The following is a 21,221-nucleotide window of genomic DNA, read 5'->3' on the forward strand; positions in this document are numbered from 1 at the left end:
ACATATTTAGGGAGAATTTGTGTTACACGGCAAAGGTTGTAAGAAGGACGTGAAGATTATCGTATGGAGCGGACTGCTATTTTTCTGCATCGCCGCACGCGCACTGGCCACCGGTGTTGTCGGTTACCTGCCGATGAGCGACGGTGAATATGCGCAAAAGCGTGCGCTGAAGCCGCTGTTGACCCTGCCTTATTCTGTATCGCCCGACCAGACCTGGCATTTTCGCCAGGTCGGAGTCAGTGGCGTGACGCTACTGCCGGAGCCGAAAAAAGATAACGAATGGCGGATTAGCGGAAAAGACAGAGCCGGTAATTCGTGGGTTGTCCCGGTGGGAATGCTGATTAATTTGGCGGGTAATGCGCAATTTTATCGCGCTGACCTCGATCGTAACGGCATTCAGGATCTGGTTATCTGGTTGGGTAATCCTGGGTTGGGCCTGGCGCCGAGCGCGCAATACATCATTTTCACCTTTCTCAAGAATGGCCGCCCCTGCGTCTTTGAACCGTGGGGGTTTTATACCGCGACCGATACTGGCGTCGATGATTTGCTTGATTTACAGGGCAATGGGCGCACGCAACTGTTGGATATGCAGTTTGACTCAGGCTACTGGATAACCAATTTATATCAGGTGAAGGACGCCCGCTGGCAGCGCGTACACGGCTGGTTTGGCCGGTTGAGTTATCCGGCGCTGACCCGTTTTAATCACTATCCTGGCCGTAAATTAATTATCAAACCTATTGCCGGAAGGAATCCGCAAACGGACGATCTTTCCCTTACGCAGCTCTGTTTAATACGCGGTAACGTATTGCCAGGCGTTAATCAGGATTGATGCCAGTTGCGGTGCAGAGTTGGCTGGCTATCACTGCAAATCTTGACCACCACTGGCGACATTACGTGTCATCGACACTTGTGACGATGACACGTAAATGCTCACGAAAATAGAAATAATATTCTTAAATAACAATGAAATAAAAATTGGCACGATTCGTGTATATATCGGCACATCATCTGTTATTGCTGGAGAATTTGATGAACCGTTTCATCATTGCAGACGCGAGTAAGTGCATTGGTTGCCGTACCTGTGAAGTGGCTTGCGTCGTATCCCATCAGGAAAATCAGGATTGCGCATCGCTGACCCCTGAAACCTTTTTACCTCGTATCCATGTCATCAAAGGCGTGAATGTTTCCACGGCAACGCTGTGTCGCCAGTGTGAAGACGCGCCGTGCGCCAACGTTTGCCCGAATGGCGCCATCAGCCGTGACAAAGGTTTTGTTCATGTGATGCAGGAACGCTGCATTGGCTGTAAAACTTGCGTAGTGGCATGTCCTTACGGCGCCATGGAAGTGGTGGTACGTCCGGTGGTTCGCAATAGCGGCGCGGGGCTGAACGTGCGTGCCGAAAAAGCCGAAGCCAACAAGTGCGATCTGTGTCACCACCGTGAAGCCGGTCCGGCCTGTATGGCCGCTTGCCCAACGCACGCCCTCATCTGCGTGGACCGCAATAAGCTCGAACAGCTAAGCGCGGAAAAACGCCGTCGTGCGGCGCTGGATTCAACGGCATCGCTGCTTTTCTGATTTCTGCGATTGCGCGTAGAATACGCCACAAAGCATTGCCGGATGGCGGCATCAATGCCTTATCCGGTCTACGGTCCGTGCGGTTGTAGGCCTGATAAGCGTCGCGCCATCAGGCATCCGGGTTCGATGATGGCGGGAAAATAAGATGGCGATAGACACACCTTCCGGCGTACAGCTACGCATTCGGGGCAAAGTACAGGGCGTCGGTTTTCGTCCTTTTGTCTGGCAGCTGGCGCAGCAGTTGCGATTACACGGCGACGTGTGTAATGACGGCGACGGCGTCGTCGTTCGGCTGCTGGAAGATCCGTCGCAATTTATTGCCGCGCTCTATCAGGATTGCCCGCCGCTGGCGCGCATTGACAGCGTTGAACACGCGTCGTTGGTATGGGAGCGCGCACCGACGGATTTCACCATTCGTCAGAGCGCAGGCGGTTCGATGAACACGCAAATCGTGCCGGATGCGGCGACCTGCCCGGCATGTCTTGCCGAGATGAATACCCCAGGCGAGCGGCGCTACCGTTATCCTTTCATCAATTGCACCCACTGCGGACCACGCTTCACCATTATTCGCGCTATGCCCTATGACCGGCCATTTACGGTGATGGCGGCGTTTCCCTTGTGTCCGGAATGCGACAGCGAATACCGCGATCCGTACGATCGCCGTTTTCATGCCCAGCCCGTTGCCTGTCCGTCATGCGGGCCGCATCTTGAGTGGCGGAGCCAACATGAACGAGCGGAAAAAGAGGCGGCTTTGCAGGCGGCGGTCGCCCAACTGAACGCCGGAGGCATTATTGCCGTTAAAGGGCTGGGTGGTTTTCATCTGGCCTGCGATGCGCGCAACGCTAACGCAGTGGCGATGCTGCGGGCGCGTAAACATCGTCCGGCGAAACCATTGGCGGTGATGTTGCCAACGGCGCAAACGCTGCCGACCGCGGCGCGTTCGCTGCTGACCACGCCAGCGGCCCCGATTGTACTGGTGGATAAGCAGTATGTACCTTCGCTGAGTGAGGGCATCGCGCCAGGGCTTACGGAGGTGGGCGTGATGCTGCCAGCCAACCCGTTGCAACATCTCTTGTTGCAGGCGCTCAATTACCCGCTGGTGATGACATCCGGCAACCTGAGCGGCAAACCGCCCGCCATCACCAACGAACAGGCGCTGGACGATTTACACGATATTGCCGATGGTTTTTTGTTGCACAATCGCGACATTGTTCAGCGCATGGACGACTCTGTCGTGCGCGACAGCGGCGAAATGCTGCGTCGTTCGCGGGGATACGTGCCGGACGCGATTGCGTTGCCGCCCGGATTTCGCGATGTGCCGCCGATACTTTGTCTGGGCGCGGATCTGAAAAACACGTTCTGTCTGGTACGCGGCGAACAGGCGGTTGTCAGCCAACATTTGGGCGATCTCAGCGATGACGGCATCCAGGCGCAGTGGCGCGAGGCATTGCGTTTGATCCAGTCAATCTACGATTTTACGCCAGAGCGTATCGTCTGTGATGCGCATCCGGGCTATGTTTCCAGTCAGTGGGCCAGTGAGATGCATCTGCCGACAGAGACGGTGTTACACCATCATGCCCATGCGGCGGCTTGCCTGGCCGAGCATGGTTGGCCGCTGGACGGCGGAGAGGTGATTGCCCTGACGGTAGACGGTATCGGCATGGGTGAGAATGGCGCGCTATGGGGCGGAGAATGTTTGCGGGTCAATTATCGCGAATGCGAACATTTAGGTGGTTTACCCGCCGTGGCGCTGCCGGGAGGCGATCTGGCTGCCAAACAGCCGTGGCGTAATCTGTTAGCGCAGTGCCTGCGCTTTGTGCCGGACTGGCAGGATTACCCGGAGACAGCGGGGCTGCAACAGCAAAACTGGAGTGTCCTGGCGCGCGCCATTGAGCGCGGCGTCAATGCCCCGTTGGCCTCTTCCTGCGGGAGGTTGTTTGACGCGGTGGCTGCCGCGCTTCGCTGCGCGCCAGCATCGCTTAGCTATGAGGGCGAGGCCGCCTGCGCGCTGGAGGCGCTGGCCTCTCAATGCGCTAACGTTGAGCATCCGGTAACGATGCCGCTTAACGGCGCTCAACTGGACGTCGCTGTTTTCTGGCGGCAATGGTTGAACTGGCAGGCCACGCCCGCGCAACGCGCCTGGGCTTTTCATGATGCGCTGGCGTGCGGGTTTGCCACGCTAATGCGCCAGCAGGCTACGGCGCGGGGGATAACCACTCTGGTCTTCAGCGGCGGGGTGATACACAACCGCTTACTTCGCGCGCGTCTTACCTTTTATCTTTCTGATTTTAAATTGTTATTTCCGCAGCGGTTACCGGCGGGCGACGGCGGACTGTCGTTTGGACAGGGTGTGATTGCCGCAGCGCGAGCGTTAAGGGAAGTGTAGGGCGCCGGATGGCGGCTGCGCCTTATTCGGCCTGTAAATAGATGCTCACTCGTAGGCCGGATAAGACGCGAAGCGGCGCCATCCGGCATCACAGGCTTATACGGACAACGTTTTCAGTAGTGCAAAGGCCTCTTTCATGCGGTCTTCACTCACCACAAAGGCGCGTAGTTGGCCTTCTCCACTCATGCCTTTGGCAATCATACCGTCAGATTCTGCGGTAATCTGCCAGCTTAAATCGCGGCGCTGAGTTTCTCCCGCCAGATGCAGCGGCAGTTCCGGCGTTTTGACTTTGACCAGCATCGCCGGTAGCTTCAGCGGCGCGTTGCCGCCAAACAGATTTTTCGCCAGGTACATCGCGCTTAACTGGATCGGTTGCAGGAAGGGCAGCACCTGACCGTTGATTTCCGCGCAATCGCCGATCGCATAAATATCCGGGTGACTGGTCTGTAGATAGCTATCCACGCAGACGCCGTGGTTGACGGCTACCCCGGCGCGGCGCGCCAGGGCGGTTTCCGGGCGTAAGCCGGTGGCGGCAATCACCGTATCGACCTCAATACTATGCTGGCTTACCAGCGTAGCGCGGATACCGGCTTCGGTTTTCTCCAGTTTTTGCAACTGCGATTTCAGCAGCAGATGCACCCCCATATCGGTCAGGTGATGCTGTAAGCGACTGCTCACTTCCGGTGGCATCAGTGAGGCGAGAAGGCTGGCGGCGTTATCCATCAGCGTTACCGTTTTCCCGGCGCGGCAGAAATCCATTGCTAATTCACTACCAATGAGACCGCCGCCGACAATCAGCACTCGCTGCGCGTCGCGCAGTTGTGTCTCACAGGCGCGGTACTCCTGCTGGCTATTCAAAGTAAGCATTAACTCACGTCCTGCAATCGGCGGTACAAAGGCTGTCGCCCCGGTCGCCAGTACCAGCTTGTCGTACTGCCACTGCTTATCCTGACTTTTCACCACATGGGCATCGGCATCAATGTCAGCAACCCAGGTATGCGGGAACAGTCGCAGATTAAACTGTTCAGCAAATTCCCCCGCTAACTGGCGGGTGAGATCATCGGCGCGCTGCGACTGGCTGATAACGTGGCTGAGATCGGGCTTGTTATACTCATCCATACTGTCCGCCGCAATCAGGGTTAACGGCACATGCGCATCTTGTTTACGGATATTTTTGACGAGCTGGCGGGCGGCGAAGCCCGACCCAATAATGATGATCCCCCGACTCATTTTGCCTCCGTCGCCAGTACGTCGAACACGTCTTTACCTAATGAACATTCCGGGCACAGGAAGTTATCCGGCACGTCGCTCCACGGCGTACCCGGCGCGACATCCTGCAACGGCTCGCCCTGCGCAGGGTCGTAAATCCACTGGCATACGCTGCATTGCATTTTAGGGCCGAGGTCTGCGGCGGCGCAGGTTGTGATTTCTTCGGCTGGCGCGGTTTTCTGTGTGGTTTCCGGCAGCGGAGCAAGCGCCCACTGACGGGCGATGTCGCGACCATGCTGACGGCACAACTCCAGCGCATCCAGATCCGGACGCCATTTCGCTTTCAGACTCAGGGACATTTCAAAACCGGCATCCTGTAAGCGCGTGGACAGTCGATCCACCGCGCCGCCGCTCCAGCCATGAGAACCGAAGGCGCTGGCGCGTTTGTTGCGAAAGCGCAGGCCGGTCATCTCTTCCACCAGACCAGCGATTTTCGGCATCATCACGTTGTTCATGGTAGAAGTGCCGACCAGCACGCCTTTCGAACGGAAGACGTTGGTCAGTATTTCATTTTTATCGCTGCGGGCGACGTTAAAGATTTTGACCGCCACGTTCGGGTCCACTTCATTGATACCCTGCGCGATGGCATCCGCCATCATGCGAGTATTGTTCGACATGGTATCGTAGAAAATAGTGATACGATCTTCCTGATAATCTGCCGCCCATTTCAGATACAGTTCCACGATTTGCGTTGGGTTGTCGCGCCATACCACGCCGTGTGATGTGGCAATCATATCCACCGGCAGGTTGAAGCCGAGGATTTCGGTAATTTTTGGCGTTACCAGACGGCTGAACGGCGTCAGGATATTGGCGTAGTAGCGCTGGCATTGTTCAAACAGTTCGGTTTGGTCCACTTCATCATTGAACAGACGCTCGTCGCAGTAGTGCTGACCAAAGGCGTCGTTGCTGAATAACACCGCGTCGCCGGTCATATAGGTCATCATGCTGTCCGGCCAGTGCAGCATCGGCGTTTCCACGAAGATCAACTGCTTGCCGTTGCCGATATCCAGCGTATCGCCGGTTTTCACCACCTTAAAATTCCATTCCGGGTGATGGTGATGGCCGTTGATAGAGTCAATGGCGTTGGCGGTACAGTAGATAGGCGTGTCCGGGATCTGCGCCATCAGTTCGGTCAGCGCGCCTGCATGGTCTTCTTCGGCATGGTTAATGATGATGTAGTCGATGTCCGCGAGGTCGATTTCACTGCGCAGATTTTGCACAAACTCACGGCTAAACTTATGATCGACGGTATCGATCAGCACATTCTTTTCTTCACGAATGAGATAGCTGTTATAGCTGCTGCCACGCAGCGTTTTGTATTCAGTGCCGTGAAAATCACGTACTTCCCAGTCGCGTTGGCCAACCCAATGAATATTATTTTTAACCAGAATAGACATAACCACCTCAATTCATTCAACGTTTACAAAAAGTTGTTTTGCTTATTGCAGGTAGTGTGCCAACTTTTCATCTGATTGATTTATATGAAGTTATATTGGTTTTTTATTTTTGGTGTAGTCAAAAAGACTATAAATGATGCTGTCAATATGACACTATAGGTTGTCAAAATGACAATGAGGTAACCATGAGTTTTTCCGTGGAGGTATTGGCGGGCATCGCCATTGAGTTACAACGCGGTATTGGGCATCAGGATCGTTTTCAGCGGCTGATTACTACGCTGCGTCAGGTGCTGGCGTGCGACGCCTCGGCGCTGTTGCGCTATGAATCACGACAATTTATTCCACTGGCGATTGATGGCCTGGCGCAGGACGTCCTCGGCAGACGTTTTACCCTGGAAGGGCATCCGCGCCTGGAAGCCATCGCCCGCGCGGGGGACGTGGTGCGTTTTCCGGCTGATAGCGATTTACCCGATCCGTATGACGGGTTAATTCCCGGACAGGAAAGCCTGAAAGTCCACGCCTGTGTTGGTCTGCCGCTGTTTGCCGGACAGAACCTCATCGGTGCGCTGACCCTTGATGCTATGACGCCGGAGCAGTTCGAGGTATTTAGCGATGAAGAACTACGGCTTGTCGCCGCGCTGGCCGCCGGGGCATTGAGTAATGCGCTGTTAATTGAACAACTGGAAAGCCAGAACATGCTGCCGGGGTCGTCAGGCGTGTTTGAACCGATAAAAGAGACGCACATGATCGGCCTGTCGCCTGCGATGACGCAGTTGAAAAAAGAGATCGAGATTGTGGCGGGCTCCGATCTTAACGTGCTGATCGGCGGTGAAACGGGGACCGGTAAAGAGCTGGTGGCGAAAGCTATTCACCAGAGCTCCCCCAGAGCGGTCAATCCGCTGGTCTATCTCAACTGCGCCGCGCTGCCGGAAAGCGTGGCGGAGAGCGAGTTGTTTGGTCATGTAAAAGGGGCTTTTACCGGGGCTATCAGTAATCGTAGCGGTAAGTTCGAAATGGCAGATAACGGTACGCTGTTTCTGGATGAGATTGGCGAACTGTCGCTGGCGCTACAGGCCAAGCTACTTCGCGTGTTGCAGTATGGCGATATTCAGCGCGTCGGCGACGATCGTAGCCTGCGCGTGGATGTGCGGGTGTTGGCGGCGACCAACCGTGACCTGCGTGAAGAGGTGCTGGCGGGGCGTTTTCGCGCCGATCTGTTCCATCGCCTGAGCGTTTTTCCGCTCTTTGTGCCGCCGCTGCGCGAGCGTGGCGATGATGTGGTGCTGCTGGCGGGCTATTTTTGCGAGCAGTGCCGACTGCGGCTGGGGCTGTCCCGCGTGGTGCTGAGTCCCGGCGCGCGCCGCCATTTGCTCAACTATGGCTGGCCGGGCAACGTCCGGGAGCTGGAACATGCCATTCACCGTGCGGTTGTACTGGCGAGAGCGACCCGGGCAGGGGATGAGGTGATACTGGAGGCGCAGCATTTTGCCTTGTCAGAGGACGTTTTACCCGCGCCGCCTGCGGAAAGCTTTCTGGCGCTGCCGACTTGCCGCAATTTGCGCGAATCGACGGAGAACTTTCAGCGAGAGATGATTCGCCAGGCGCTGGCGCAAAATAATCATAACTGGGCGGCCAGCGCGCGGGCGCTGGAAACCGACGTCGCCAACCTGCATCGGCTGGCGAAGCGTCTGGGACTGAAGGATTAGATAATCCCCGCCTGGTAGAAATCCTGTAGGTTAATGGCGCCGGTGAGTTTGCCGTTTTCATCGACCACTGGCGCGGCGGTAATTTTGCGCTTCATCAGGAGCTCTTTGGCGTCAATGGCGCGGCTTTGCGCCTGGAGCGTAATACCGTTGGGCGTCATGGCTTCGCTTACCGGCGTGGTGAGCGTGCCGCCGCCCACCAGCCAGCGACGCAGGTCGCCGTCGGTAAAGACGCCTTTCACAACATGTTGCTCATCGCAAACCGCCACCAGCCCCAGTCCGGTACGGCTAAGTTCCAGCATGGCATCCATTACGCTGGTGGCGAGCATCACCTGCGGTATTGCATCGCCCTGGCGCATCAGGTGATGCACATTATTGAGCAAACGCGCGCCCAGTGCGCCAGCCGGATGCGAACGGGCGAAATCTTCTTCGTTAAAACCGCGCGCTTGCATGACCGCCATCGCCAGCGCATCGCCCATCATTAGCGTATTGACGGTACTGGACGTCGGCGCCAGATGCATCGGGCAGGCTTCACGCTCGACGGAAATATCCAGAACGGCTTTTGCCGCTCGCCCCAGCGGAGAGTGAGGTTTACCGGTCATCGCCAGCAGCGCGACGGATTTATCTTCCAGACGCGGGATGATGAGGTCGAGTTCTTTTGCGCCGCCGGAATAGGAGATAAATAACATCACGTCGCGGCTTTCAATCATCCCCAGATCGCCATGCAGTGCTTCCGCCGGATGAACAAAAAAAGCGGGAGTACCGGTACTGGCAAGCGTCGCGGCGATTTTTTTACCAATATGGCCTGACTTACCAATGCCGGAAACGATCACTTTGCCTTCACAGTGAATAATGATATTGGCGGCGCGGACAAAATCATCGCCCAGACGCTCCGGCAGACGGCTGGCTTCCTGTAGCTCCAGCATTAAGGTCTGACGGCCCGCGTTTAGTAGTGCATCACTCATTGCTTTCTCCGGTTATGATTACTTCAATCCCTTTTGCTTCCAGCGCCTGACGAAATGCCGGATCGATCCCCGCGTCCGTGATCAGTTTGTCGACGGTTTCCAGACTGCACACCACATTGGGGCTTTTACGACCAAATTTTGAGGAGTCCGCCATCAGAATCACCTCGCGTGCTGCATTGCACATTGCGTTACTGACGGTGTAAACCTCATTGAACGTGGTCACACCGACGTTCAGGTCAATACCGTCAGTTCCCATGAAAAGTTTATCAAAGCTGAATTGCTCAAAGGCGTTTTCTGCCAGTTGACCGTGAAACGACGCCGATTTTTTACGGAAGGTGCCGCCGGGCATCAGGATAGTTTGTTCGTTGTCCAGTTCCGATAGCGCGTTGACAATATGGAGGCTGTTGGTCATCACCGTGATGTTGCTAAAACGCGAAAGCAACGGCACCATCTGTAACACGGTACTTCCGGCGTCCAGAATAATGGAATCGCCATCATGGATATATTTCACAGCGGCTGCGGCTATCAGCGCTTTTTTGTGGGTGTTGATAAGCGTTTTGTGATCAATAGGCGGATCGGACTCTTCTTTATTCAACACCACGCCGCCATAGGTGCGGATGACGGTTCCGGCATTTTCCAGAATGACCAGATCTTTACGGATAGTGGTGCCTGTCGTGTCAAAGTACTGGGCCAGTTCTTCAACCGAGCATTTTCCCTGTTTTTGCAGGTGCTCCAGAATCGCGGCCTGACGCTGACGAGGTTTCATAGGCGTGATTACCCTGACTTATGTATTTACCCGTCATACTTCACGCTGCATGTGCGTTGGCTTTCCTCGCTCACCCCGGTCACGTACTGATGTACGCTCCTGGGATTCACTGCGTCGCCGCCTTCCTGCAACTCGAATTATTTAGGGTATTGGTTGCAAAATGATAATTTCGCAAGCTATACGCATTCACAACGAAATTACCCATGTTTCAGTTTAAGCGCCAATGATAGTGCATTCTGCGCGAGCGAATCATGGGGAAAGATCACATCAGGCTGTAATTCATGCAAATGTTTTCCTTGCATTGCGGCAATTTTAACCGGTCTGGCGAATACCGTAAGGCCTTTCATCAATAAAGTGTCCGTCACCCGCTGCTGTTCGTCCAGCGCCACGGCAACCACCACCCGGGGCTTAAAACGCCCGCCGGAGCGCCCGACGCCGACCCGCCCCTGTTGGCTAAGTTTATCGAAAGCCCGATTAAAGCGGGAAATCTGCCAGCCGCCCAGCGCCAGTTGCGCACACCAGGCGATAACGGCGACGGTAATCAGAGTGGAAACCATAATGTGCTCCTGTTGTTTTGCCTGATGGCGGCGTAACCGTCTTATCCGGCCTACGGCGCCATCCGGCAATTCACGGTCAGAACATCACTTGACCGCCGGTTACGTTGATCGACTGCCCGGTGCAATAAGACGCTTTCGGGCTGGCATAAAATAGCAGCATGTTCAGCACATCCTGATAATCACACCCGCGTTTGAGCGGTACCTTATCAATGTAATACTGCTCCACCTCGTCGGGCTTAATGCCCAGTTTAGTAGCGTATTGCGGCAGCAGTGACTGGAACATTGGCGATTTCAACAGGTTGCCGAGCATCAACGAGTGTACGGTAATGCCGTATTCCGCCAGATCCAGCGCCAGAGACTGGGTTAACCCCACGCCGCCGAATTTCGCCGCGCTGTAGCCGGAGTTGTGTTTACTGCCCACTTTGCCGGATTTAGAGTTAATCTGAATAATGCGCCCCTGAATGCCGTCGCGGATCATCAGGCGGGAAAACTCCCGGGCGCAGAGGAAATAGCCCACCAGATTCACCTGTAGCGAGCGGTCAAAATCGCCCAGCTGGAAATCGCTGATAAACGCCGCTTTGGCGATACCCGCGCTGTAAACCAGCAGATCGACGCGCCCGAAAATCTCGTCTACGCCGCGGGACAGCGCCAGCACGCTCTGCTCGCTGGTAGCGTCGGCGCCAAAACCGTACGCCATACCTTCGCCAAAATCGGCGTTAATTTCCTGGGCGACATTCGCGGCTTTATCGCTTTGAATATCAACGACCGCCACGCGGTATCCTTCTTCTGCAAGCCCACGGCAAAGGAATGCCCCCAGGGTCTGGCCTCCGCCAATGACAACGGCAACTTGATTCATGTTTTTTCTCCTTAAGCGACAAACGACAAAATACAGCCCGGCGCGATATCGTCCGGTACAGGCCCCGCAACGTGTACGGTGCCGGGAAATTCCGCTTCGCGCAGACCATCGAAGCGCAAAGTGATATGCCCCAGTTCACGCAGGTTTTGCTCGGCTACGCTGCCGACCGCCGTGACCGGATAGCAATGTTGGCCCAATTCACACCGCGCGCCAGGCTGCAGCGCGCCGGTCAGTTCGCCATGACAATGGATGAAGCAAAATTCTTCGATATCCGCCGGCGCGCCTTCCCGAAACGTAATCAGCATCTGTTCGCCGAGCGCCTCCTTCGCGCTCTGGCCGATACGGGTGATGGTGGTTTGATAAATCACGCTCATGTCTGAACCTCTTATTGATAGATAAAGCCGGAAACAAACCAGGCGATAAGTACCGTGGGCGCGCCAGTCAGGAAGCGTCCGACCAGCACGGAAGGTACGCCGACGCGAACGGTGTCTTGTTTCGCTTCTGCCAGCGACAGGCCGACCGGGATAAAGTCGCAGGCCGCCTGCGCGTTAATCGCGAACAGGGCGGGAAGCGCCAGATGCGGGGGGATATTGCCCAGGCCTATCTGAACGCCAATCAGGACGCCAATGACCTGAGCGATAACCGCGCCAGGGCCGAGAAAGGGCGACAGCAGTGGGAAAGAGCAGATCAATGCCAGCGTCACCAGCCCCAGTGGATGGCTGGCTAATGGCGCCAGACCGTGGGCGATCCAGTCGCCAAGACCTGAGGCCATAATGATGCCGATCAGCGCCGAAACGAACGCCATAAACGGCAGGATTGTTTTCAGGACCGTATCAATGGTGTCGCGACCGGACTGGAACAGTACCGCCACGGCGGAGCCCATTCCCATACCAACTTTTGCCAGCAGCCCGTCGCTCTGCTCGGTGATTTTTTTGCTGGTGTCGTAGTCACGTCCTAATGTCGTTTTGGCAGGCTGGGGACTGTCAGGCGTTTCGCCGACAAGAGTAATGTTTTCTTCTTTTACGCCGGAGACATAAATATCCTCAACAATATACTGCGCCAGTGGGCCGGACTTACCCGTCGAGTGAATATTAATGGTTGGAATCCGGCGTTTCGGATAGATACCGCAGCGCAGCGTACCGCCACAGTCGATAATGGCCGCGCCGATCTCCGCTTCCGGCGGTTCGCCTTCTTTAAAGCCGTCCACCGCTTGCCAGCCTGTTAGTTGCGCCAGTTTGTCGACGATCGCCGGGCGCGTACCGGCTGTGATATAGACGATCTTTTTGCCTGGCGTAACGTCCAGTTCAAGCGGGCCGCCCCAGCCGCCGGCGCCTTTCTCAATACGAACCCGTGTCATGATACCGCTCCTGTCAGATGAACTTTCTGCTCAAGTTGAATCCCCATTTTTTTCTCAAAAATAGCGGTGGTGAGATCGGTGACCCAACCGCGGAAGAAGTTCGTCACCAGACCTACCAGCAGATAGCTCACCGCGAGCGGGCCGAGAGGAAGCCCTAACGTGGTGAGTCCGCTGGCGATACCCAGATAAACAAACAGTTCGCCGGGATTGATATGCGGAAACAGACCGTTCATGGAGTGACAGCTATAGGAGGCCGCCGCGTAATAGCTCGGCTTGTACTTCTCCGGCATAAAGCGTCCCAGACTCAGGGTCATCGGATTACAAAAAACAAATGTCCCGATACACGGTAAAAGCAGGTAACGAGATAGCGGATTTCCGGCGCAACGTTGGGCAAAACGCTCAATACGCTGCTGGCCGATAAAATTGATGAGCGCATTCATGATAACCAGCAGGCTTATCAGTAGCGGAAGAATACCTGTCACCATACCGGTAAACACCTCTCCGCCTTTCTGGAATAACCCGATGAACCACTCCGCACCATGTGTAATGGTTTCGATCATTGTTCTCTCCTGTAGGGTTTTTAGTTTTCTTGCTAATTTCCTATTCATTTTAATCATGTTGAAAGATTCAAAAGTGTTATTGTGATCGCAAAATAAAAGAAAAATATTTTAAGTTGAAAGTTTGTGGGGTAGGGGAGCAGATACAAACTGAAAAGAGGAGAAAGGTGATTTATTCTCTTGTGCCGCTTCCTTGTGCGGCGGGGGATGCTTTACCATACTTCTTCCTGGCTGAATTTGTTTAATGGATGTCTCATGTTCAAGCGTCGTTATGTAGCGTTACTTCCACTTTGCGTATTGCTTGCTGCCTGTAGCAGCAAGCCAAAATCTTCCGAGACTCAAGCGACGACGGGCACGCCTTCCGGCGGCTTCCTGCTTGAGCCGCAGCATAACGTCATGCAAATGGGCGGCGACTTCGCCAACAACCCTAATGCGCAGCAGTTCATTGATAAAATGGTCAGTAAACACGGTTTCGACCGTCAGCAACTGCAGGAGATCCTCTCGCAGTCTAAAAGACTGGATTACGTCCTGCGTCTGATGGACAGACAAGCGCCGACCACTCAGCCGCCCGCTGGACCAAATGGCGCCTGGTTGCGCTACCGCAAACAATTTATTACGCCGGATAACGTGCAAAACGGCGTCGCGTTCTGGAATCAGTATGAAGACGCGCTGAACCGCGCCTGGCAGGTATACGGCGTACCGCCGGAAATCATCGTGGGGATTATCGGTGTGGAAACCCGCTGGGGACGTATCATGGGGAAAACGCGGATTCTGGACGCGCTGGCGACGCTGTCATTTAACTATCCGCGTCGGGCGGAATATTTCTCCGGCGAGCTGGAAACCTTCCTGCTCATGGCGCGCGATGAGCAAGACGATCCGCTCAATCTGAAAGGTTCCTTTGCGGGCGCGATGGGCTACGGCCAGTTTATGCCATCTTCCTATAAAGAATATGCGGTCGATTTCAATGGCGACAATCACATCAACCTTTGGGACCCGGTTGATGCCATCGGCAGCGTGGCGAACTACTTCAAGGCGCATGGTTGGGTGAAAGGCGATACGGTTGCGGTGCCGGCGAATGGTCAGGCGCCTGGGCTGGCGAATGGTTTCAAAACAAAATATAGCCTCTCTCAGCTTGCCGCCGCAGGCTTAACGCCGCAGCAATCGTTGGGCAATCATCAGGAAGCCAGCCTGCTGCGTCTGGATATCGGTACGGGCTACCAGTACTGGTACGGCTTGCCGAACTTCTACACCATTACCCGATATAACCACAGCACGCATTATGCGATGGCGGTTTGGCAGCTGGGCCAGGCGGTAGCGCTGGCGCGGGTGCGCTAATTTACGCTTAGGGAGGGGAGCACCCCCTCCGCTATTATTATGGCTTTTGGGGCTGATTCTCTGCCTGCAAATGGGATATCTTCTTTGATAGTGCCAGACTATATCCCAGACATCCCAGGCCTAAGATAATTTGACCGCCATCATACGGTTCAAAATAGCCTGACGACAATATATTCAGTACTCCCATGACAAGTGAACAGACGCCGCCAATTGTGGCCCACAGCCGTAGTTGGGTGGTTTGTTTTAGTTTGTGCTGTGTGCTTTCCGTTTTTTTGAGTGACATCCTTGCTTTCTCTCCGTGCGTGTAAATTTAGCGACATGGTACTGCTATTTAGTCATGTGTTACCTCTTTCATTCTGCATAAATAACCTGCTGGCATTTTTTCGGAATCCGACTCGTAAAATCGACTGCTCGTCCCCATCTCTGGTGAGAAAGTGCTATCTTGTGCGGCAGGATTTCTAACTGACAGAGGTCATGATGACTGACAGTGAACTGATGCGGCTTAGCGAGCAGGTCGGGCTGGCGTTAAAAGCGCGCAGGGCGACCGTAACGACGGCAGAGTCCTGTACCGGCGGCTGGCTGGCGAAAGCCATTACCGACATCGCCGGAAGCTCCGCCTGGTTTGAACGCGGCTTTGTCACCTATAGTAATGAAGCCAAAGCGCAGATGATTGGCGTGCGTGAAGAGACTCTGGCGCAGCATGGCGCGGTCAGCGAACCCGTAGTGGTCGAAATGGCGATCGGGGCGTTGAAGGCCGCTCGCGCCGATTTTGCTGTCGCTATTAGCGGAATTGCCGGGCCGGATGGCGGCAGTGAAGAAAAGCCGGTTGGTACGGTGTGGTTTGCTTTCGCCAGCGTCAGCGGAGAAGGGATTGCGCGTCGGGAATGCTTCAGCGGCGACCGTGAATCGGTGCGTCGACAGGCGACGACGTACGCGCTACAAACCCTGTGGCAACAATTTCTACAAAACACTTGATACTGTATGAGCATACAGTATAATTGCTTCAACAGTACGAATTCACTATCCGGTTCAATACCAAGTTGCATGACAGGAGTAATAATGGCTATCGACGAAAACAAACAGAAAGCGTTGGCGGCAGCACTGGGCCAAATTGAAAAGCAATTTGGTAAAGGCTCCATCATGCGTCTGGGTGAAGACCGTTCTATGGATGTGGAAACTATCTCCACCGGTTCGCTTTCACTGGACATCGCACTCGGTGCGGGCGGTCTGCCGATGGGGCGTATCGTCGAAATTTACGGGCCGGAATCTTCCGGTAAAACGACCCTGACGCTGCAGGTGATTGCCGCTGCGCAGCGTGAAGGTAAAACCTGTGCGTTTATCGATGCGGAACACGCGCTTGACCCTGTTTACGCACGCAAGCTGGGCGTCGATATCGATAACCTGCTCTGTTCTCAGCCGGATACCGGCGAGCAGGCGCTGGAAATCTGTGACGCGCTGGCGCGTTCAGGCGCGGTGGACGTCATTGTGGTCGACTCCGTAGCGGCGCTAACGCCGAAAGCGGAAATCGAAGGCGAAATTGGCGACTCTCACATGGGCCTCGCGGCGCGTATGATGAGCCAGGCGATGCGTAAGCTGGCGGGGAACCTGAAACAGTCCAACACGCTGTTGATTTTCATCAACCAGATCCGTATGAAGATTGGCGTGATGTTCGGCAACCCGGAAACCACCACCGGCGGTAACGCTCTGAAATTCTACGCCTCTGTTCGTCTTGATATCCGTCGTATTGGCGCGGTGAAAGAGGGCGATAATGTCGTGGGTAGCGAAACGCGTGTGAAAGTGGTGAAAAACAAAATCGCCGCGCCGTTTAAGCAGGCCGAGTTCCAGATCCTCTACGGCGAAGGCATCAACTTCTATGGCGAACTGGTTGATCTGGGCGTGAAAGAGAAGCTGATCGAGAAAGCGGGCGCATGGTACAGCTACAACGGCGAGAAGATTGGCCAGGGCAAAGCGAACGCGACTACCTGGCTGAAAGAGAACCCGGCGACAGCGAAAGAGATCGAGAAAAGGGTTCGTGAATTACTGTTGAGTAATCAGAATGCCACGCCCGATTTCGCCGTTGACGATAGCGAAGGCGTTGCAGAAACCAACGAAGATTTTTAATCATCAGGTGATGGTGGGTCGGACAAAACGAAGCCGCCATTCAGCAAAACGTTAAATTACCATCAAGGGCTGCATTTATGCGGCCCTTTTGGCATTTCTCCCTGTTAAGGTTTTTTATGAGTGAACCCACATCGCGCCGTCCCGCTTATGCTCGTCTCCTTGATCGTGCGGTACGTATTCTTGCTGTCCGCGATCACAGCGAGCAGGAATTACGGCGTAAACTCTCCGCGCCGGTGATGGGCAAAAATGGGCCGGAAGAGATTGATGCGACGGCAGACGATTATGAACGCGTGATCGCCTGGTGCCACGAACATCACTATCTTGATGACGAGCGCTTCGTGATGCGCTTTATCGCCAGTCGTAGCCGCAAAGGCTATGGCCCGGCGCGTATTCGCCAGGAGTTGAATCAGAAAGGCATTTCCCGTGAATCGACTGAAAAAGCAATGCGAGAATGTGAAATTGACTGGAGTGAAATGGCACGTGAACAGGCCATTCGCAAATATGGCGAGCCGCTCCCTTCAAACTTTTCAGAAAAGGTTAAGGTACAGCGCTTTTTGCTCTATCGCGGGTATCTGATGGACGATATCCAGCAAATATGGCGAAATTTTGCAGATTGAGCGCATACGGGATTTTACTTCCCGGTAAAGAAAACTTATCTTATTCCCACTTTTCCGTCTGGACGCGGGTTGCTTAACGGCGAACAGCGTCTGCGACGAATATTCCTTAAATACACAAAATCATTCAAGCCGCATCAAAGCGGCAAGTGAGCCTCGGGAACGCGTGACCGGGAAACTCGCAGCCAACGCAGAGGCGGCCTGAAGGATGAAGTGTAGCTTGATTTCAGGATAATTATGAGCAAGAGCACCGCTGAGATCCGTCAGGCGTTTCTCGACTTTTTCCATAGTAAAGGGCATCAGGTAGTTGCCAGCAGTTCCCTGGTGCCTAACAATGACCCCACTCTGTTGTTTACCAATGCCGGGATGAACCAGTTCAAGGATGTTTTCCTTGGGCTCGATAAACGTAATTATTCCCGTGCAACCACTTCCCAGCGTTGCGTACGCGCGGGGGGTAAACACAACGATCTGGAAAACGTCGGATACACTGCACGTCACCATACTTTCTTCGAAATGCTGGGCAACTTCAGCTTCGGCGATTACTTCAAACACGACGCCATTCAGTTCGCATGGGAATTACTGACCGGTGAAAACTGGTTTGCTCTGCCAAAAGAGCGTTTATGGGTCACCGTCTATGAAACCGACGACGAAGCCTATGAGATCTGGGAAAAAGAAGTCGGCATCCCGCGCGAGCGTATCATCCGTATCGGCGACAATAAAGGCGCGCCATACGCATCGGATAACTTCTGGCAGATGGGCGACACCGGTCCCTGCGGTCCGTGCACCGAAATCTTCTACGATCATGGCGACCACATCTGGGGCGGCCCTCCGGGAAGCCCGGAAGAAGACGGCGATCGCTATATTGAGATCTGGAACATCGTCTTTATGCAGTTCAACCGTCAGGCTGACGGGACGATGGAACCATTGCCGAAACCGTCTGTAGATACCGGTATGGGGCTGGAGCGTATTGCCGCGGTACTGCAACACGTTAACTCTAACTATGACATCGACCTGTTCCGCACGTTGATTGAAGCGGTAGCGAAAGTCACCGGTGCCACCGATCTGGGTAATAAATCGCTGCGCGTTATCGCCGACCACATCCGTTCCTGCGCATTCCTGGTTGCCGATGGCGTGCTGCCGTCGAATGAAAACCGTGGCTATGTGCTGCGTCGCATTATTCGTCGCGCGGTGCGTCACGGCAACATGCTGGGCGCGAAAGAGACCTTCTTCTACAAGCTGGTTGGGCCGCTGATTGAGGTAATGGGCTCCGCAGGCGAAGAGTTGAAACGTCAGCAGGCGCAGGTCGAGCAGGTTCTGAAAACGGAAGAAGAGCAGTTCGCCCGTACGCTGGAGCGCGGTCTGGCGCTGCTGGATGAAGAACTGGCGAAATTGCAGGGTGATACCCTGGACGGCGAAACCGCTTTCCGTCTGTATGATACTTATGGTTTCCCGGTCGATTTAACGGCGGACGTCTGCCGTGAGCGCAATATCAAAGTCGACGAAGCCGGTTTTGAAGCCGCCATGGAAGAGCAACGCCGTCGCGCGCGCGAAGCTAGCGGTTTTGGCGCGGACTACAACGCGATGATCCGCGTTGATAGCGCTTCTGAATTTAAAGGTTATGACCATCTGGAACTGAACGGCAAAGTGACTGCGCTGTTTGTCGATGGTAAAGCGGTTGAAGCGATTAACGCGGGACAGGAAGCGGTTGTCGTGCTGGATCAGACCCCATTCTATGCGGAATCAGGCGGTCAGGTTGGCGATAAAGGCGAGCTGAAAGGCGCTGGATTTACTTTCGCTGTGGACGACACGCAAAAATATGGTCAGGCGATTGGTCATATCGGCAAATTGTCTGCGGGCGCTCTGAAAGTGGGCGATGCGGTACAGGCTGACGTAGATGAAGCGCGCCGCGCACGTATCCGTCTGAACCACTCCGCCACGCACCTGATGCACGCGGCGTTGCGCCAGGTGCTTGGGACACACGTTGCACAGAAAGGTTCGCTGGTTAGCGATAAAGTGCTGCGCTTCGACTTCTCGCACAATGAAGCGATGAAGCCGTCGGAGATTCGTCAGGTTGAAGATTTGGTGAATGCGCAAATTCGCCGCAACCTGCCGATTGAAACGAACATCATGGATCTCGACGCGGCGAAGGCGAAAGGTGCCATGGCGCTGTTTGGCGAGAAATATGACGAACGTGTACGCGTTCTGAGCATGGGCGATTTCTCTACCGAACTGTGCGGCGGTACTCACGCCAGTCGTACCGGTGATATCGGTCTATTCCGTATTATCTCTGAGTCCGGCACCGCAGCGGGCATTCGTCGTATTGAGGCGGTAACCGGTGAAGGCGCTATGGCCACCGTTCATGCGCAAAGCGATCGCTTAAACGATATTGCGCATCTGCTGAAGGGCGACAGCCAGAATCTGGGCGACAAAGTGCGTGCCGTGCTGGAACGTACACGTCAGCTGGAAAAAGAGTTGCAGCAGTTGAAGGACCAGGCCGCAGCGCAGGAGAGTGCAAATCTTTCCAGTAAAGCGGTCGATCTCAACGGCGTGAAGCTCCTGGTCAGCGAGCTTGCTGGTATTGAGCCGAAAATGCTGCGAACCATGGTTGATGATCTGAAAAATCAACTGGGGTCTACCGTTATCGTACTGGCAACGGTTGTTGAAGGTAAGGTTTCTCTGATTGCGGGCGTGTCGAAGGATGTGACCGACCGGGTTAAAGCAGGGGAATTGATTGGTATGGTCGCTCAGCAGGTAGGCGGTAAGGGTGGCGGTCGTCCGGACATGGCGCAAGCCGGTGGTACGGATGCGGCAGCTCTGCCTGCAGCGTTAGCCAGTGTACAAGGCTGGGTCAGCGCAAAATTGCAATAATTATAAGCGTTCGTTGGCGCCGCAGCCCGTGCTGCGGCGTTTACGTCAACGCTATCGACAACGATAAAGTCAGGTTGAAGTTTTGTATATCGGCTAAACTTAGGTTTAACAGAATGTAATGCCATGACTGCTTACACCTAAGGTGTTTGTCATCGCTTACTTTTTGGCGTTATATGATGGATAATGCCGGGATACAGAGAGACCCGACTCTTTTAATCTTTCAAGGAGCAAAGAATGCTGATTCTGACTCGTCGAGTTGGTGAGACCCTCATGATTGGCGATGAGGTCACCGTGACAGTTTTAGGGGTGAAGGGCAACCAGGTGCGTATTGGCGTGAACGCCCCGAAAGAAGTTTCTGTCCATCGTGAAGAGATCTACCAGCGTATCCAGGCTGAAAAATCCCAGCAGTCCAGTTACTAAGGTTTTCGCGTCTCACTTTTCGGGTGAGACGCAGCCTCTCTTCTCGCTCGCCCTCGTTGTCCCTTCATGACTTTTTTCAACCCCACTGTTGATATGGTGCGCTTTTGGCGGCCAGCGTGTCATCAAATTATCTGTTGATAAAACACTCTTTTTGGCTTTTTTACAGACTAATTGAGCGTGAAGTGTGCAAACGATAAAAGCTCTGGAAAAATTGTTTGACTTATAAGTCCCAGAAAGTAATATGTGCGCCACGCAGCGACGATGAGCAGAACAAGTTCTTCGAAGCACTCGTAAGAGGCGTGTGGTGAGGTGGCCGAGAGGCTGAAGGCGCTCCCCTGCTAAGGGAGTATGCGGTCAAAAGCTGCATCCGGGGTTCGAATCCCCGCCTCACCGCCATTTGCATCCGTAGCTCAGCTGGATAGAGTACTCGGCTACGAACCGAGCGGTCGGAGGTTCGAATCCTCCCGGATGCACC

The 21,221-nt window shown here is 54.6% G+C and carries 20 protein-coding genes and 2 tRNA genes; 12 read left to right on the forward strand and 10 right to left on the reverse strand.

Translation table 11 applies throughout. The features are described 5' to 3' along the window. The first annotated feature begins 19 nt into the window (after positions 1-19). The 3 genes from ACLJPE_RS11875 (at position 20) to hypF (ending at position 3,961) form a co-directional block, all read left to right on the forward strand. Complete coding sequence (locus ACLJPE_RS11875; protein ID WP_023233236.1) at positions 20-829, forward strand: hypothetical protein; 810 nt, start codon at positions 20-22, stop codon at positions 827-829. A gap of 200 nt (positions 830-1,029) precedes the next feature. After that, a complete protein-coding gene (hydN, locus tag ACLJPE_RS11880) occupies positions 1,030-1,575 on the forward strand; it encodes an electron transport protein HydN (RefSeq protein ID WP_001078791.1) in 546 nt (181 codons plus the stop codon). Between the two features lie 145 nt (positions 1,576-1,720). Next, a complete protein-coding gene (gene hypF, locus ACLJPE_RS11885; protein WP_039512736.1) occupies positions 1,721-3,961 on the forward strand; it encodes a carbamoyltransferase HypF in 2,241 nt (746 codons plus the stop codon). A gap of 96 nt (positions 3,962-4,057) precedes the next feature. Here hypF and norW read toward each other — a convergent pair whose 3' ends face one another. Then, on the reverse strand, positions 4,058-5,191 hold the full coding sequence (norW, locus tag ACLJPE_RS11890; protein WP_039512733.1) for an NADH:flavorubredoxin reductase NorW: 1,134 nt from the start codon (positions 5,189-5,191) through the stop codon (positions 4,058-4,060). Continuing rightward, positions 5,188-6,627, reverse strand: a complete 1,440-nt coding sequence (gene norV, locus ACLJPE_RS11895) for an anaerobic nitric oxide reductase flavorubredoxin (RefSeq protein WP_000026008.1) — start codon at positions 6,625-6,627, stop codon at positions 5,188-5,190. Before norV ends, norW begins: the two co-directional genes overlap by 4 nt. A gap of 185 nt (positions 6,628-6,812) precedes the next feature. Between norV and norR the strand changes: the two genes are divergently transcribed. Further along, a complete protein-coding gene (norR, locus tag ACLJPE_RS11900; RefSeq protein WP_039512729.1) occupies positions 6,813-8,333 on the forward strand; it encodes a nitric oxide reductase transcriptional regulator NorR in 1,521 nt (506 codons plus the stop codon). Here the strand turns inward: norR and gutQ are convergent. From gutQ to srlA, 7 genes are all read right to left on the reverse strand, one after another. Continuing rightward, a complete protein-coding gene (gene gutQ / locus ACLJPE_RS11905; protein ID WP_039512725.1) occupies positions 8,330-9,295 on the reverse strand; it encodes an arabinose-5-phosphate isomerase GutQ in 966 nt (321 codons plus the stop codon). The genes norR and gutQ overlap by 4 nt on opposite strands. Next, positions 9,288-10,061 carry a glucitol operon DNA-binding transcriptional repressor SrlR gene (gene srlR / locus ACLJPE_RS11910; protein ID WP_000804536.1) on the reverse strand — a complete coding sequence of 258 codons (774 nt, stop codon included), beginning with the start codon at positions 10,059-10,061 and terminating at the stop codon, positions 9,288-9,290. Before srlR ends, gutQ begins: the two co-directional genes overlap by 8 nt. Before the next feature lie 197 nt (positions 10,062-10,258). Continuing rightward, complete coding sequence (gene gutM / locus ACLJPE_RS11915) at positions 10,259-10,618, reverse strand: transcriptional regulator GutM (RefSeq protein WP_000255198.1); 360 nt, start codon at positions 10,616-10,618, stop codon at positions 10,259-10,261. Between the two features lie 76 nt (positions 10,619-10,694). Beyond that, positions 10,695-11,474: a sorbitol-6-phosphate dehydrogenase gene (gene srlD / locus ACLJPE_RS11920; RefSeq protein ID WP_001077372.1), complete on the reverse strand. Its 780-nt coding sequence runs from the start codon at positions 11,472-11,474 to the stop codon at positions 10,695-10,697. 11 nt (positions 11,475-11,485) lie between these two features. Further along, positions 11,486-11,848 carry a PTS glucitol/sorbitol transporter subunit IIA gene (gene srlB / locus ACLJPE_RS11925; protein WP_023233239.1) on the reverse strand — a complete coding sequence of 121 codons (363 nt, stop codon included), beginning with the start codon at positions 11,846-11,848 and terminating at the stop codon, positions 11,486-11,488. Positions 11,849-11,859: 11 nt separating this feature from the next. Continuing rightward, the gene (locus ACLJPE_RS11930; protein ID WP_000199042.1) at positions 11,860-12,831 is read right to left on the reverse strand and encodes a PTS glucitol/sorbitol transporter subunit IIB; all 972 of its coding nucleotides are present in this window, start codon (positions 12,829-12,831) and stop codon (positions 11,860-11,862) included. After that, entirely contained in the window at positions 12,828-13,391 is a 564-nt protein-coding gene (gene srlA, locus ACLJPE_RS11935) for a PTS glucitol/sorbitol transporter subunit IIC (RefSeq protein ID WP_000573333.1), read from the reverse strand. Before srlA ends, ACLJPE_RS11930 begins: the two co-directional genes overlap by 4 nt. A gap of 252 nt (positions 13,392-13,643) precedes the next feature. Between srlA and mltB the strand changes: the two genes are divergently transcribed. Next, complete coding sequence (mltB, locus tag ACLJPE_RS11940) at positions 13,644-14,723, forward strand: lytic murein transglycosylase B (RefSeq protein WP_000476811.1); 1,080 nt, start codon at positions 13,644-13,646, stop codon at positions 14,721-14,723. Positions 14,724-14,760: 37 nt separating this feature from the next. On the opposite strand, the gene ACLJPE_RS11945 is transcribed toward mltB, so the two are convergent. Next, entirely contained in the window at positions 14,761-15,006 is a 246-nt protein-coding gene (locus ACLJPE_RS11945; RefSeq protein WP_000053776.1) for a hypothetical protein, read from the reverse strand. Positions 15,007-15,200: 194 nt separating this feature from the next. Between ACLJPE_RS11945 and pncC the strand changes: the two genes are divergently transcribed. The 7 genes from pncC (at position 15,201) to ACLJPE_RS11980 (ending at position 21,219) form a co-directional block, all read left to right on the forward strand. Then, positions 15,201-15,698, forward strand: coding sequence for a nicotinamide-nucleotide amidase (gene pncC, locus ACLJPE_RS11950; RefSeq protein WP_023197423.1), 498 nt, complete (start codon positions 15,201-15,203; stop codon positions 15,696-15,698). Between the two features lie 84 nt (positions 15,699-15,782). Then, entirely contained in the window at positions 15,783-16,844 is a 1,062-nt protein-coding gene (recA, locus tag ACLJPE_RS11955) for a recombinase RecA (RefSeq protein ID WP_000963150.1), read from the forward strand. A 116-nt stretch (positions 16,845-16,960) separates the two neighbouring features. Continuing rightward, on the forward strand, positions 16,961-17,461 hold the full coding sequence (gene recX, locus ACLJPE_RS11960; protein ID WP_001294862.1) for a recombination regulator RecX: 501 nt from the start codon (positions 16,961-16,963) through the stop codon (positions 17,459-17,461). Positions 17,462-17,695: 234 nt separating this feature from the next. Continuing rightward, entirely contained in the window at positions 17,696-20,326 is a 2,631-nt protein-coding gene (alaS, locus tag ACLJPE_RS11965; protein WP_000047220.1) for an alanine--tRNA ligase, read from the forward strand. Between the two features lie 234 nt (positions 20,327-20,560). Then, positions 20,561-20,746: a carbon storage regulator CsrA gene (csrA, locus tag ACLJPE_RS11970; RefSeq protein ID WP_000906486.1), complete on the forward strand. Its 186-nt coding sequence runs from the start codon at positions 20,561-20,563 to the stop codon at positions 20,744-20,746. 303 nt (positions 20,747-21,049) lie between these two features. Then, a tRNA-Ser gene (locus tag ACLJPE_RS11975) sits at positions 21,050-21,142 on the forward strand. Between the two features lie 3 nt (positions 21,143-21,145). Further along, positions 21,146-21,219: transfer RNA gene (locus ACLJPE_RS11980), tRNA-Arg, on the forward strand. Positions 21,220-21,221: the final 2 nt, after the last annotated feature.

The sequence above is a fragment of the Salmonella sp. SAL04196 genome, from assembly GCF_046550835.1.
Taxonomy (GTDB): Bacteria; Pseudomonadota; Gammaproteobacteria; order Enterobacterales; family Enterobacteriaceae; genus Salmonella; species Salmonella enterica.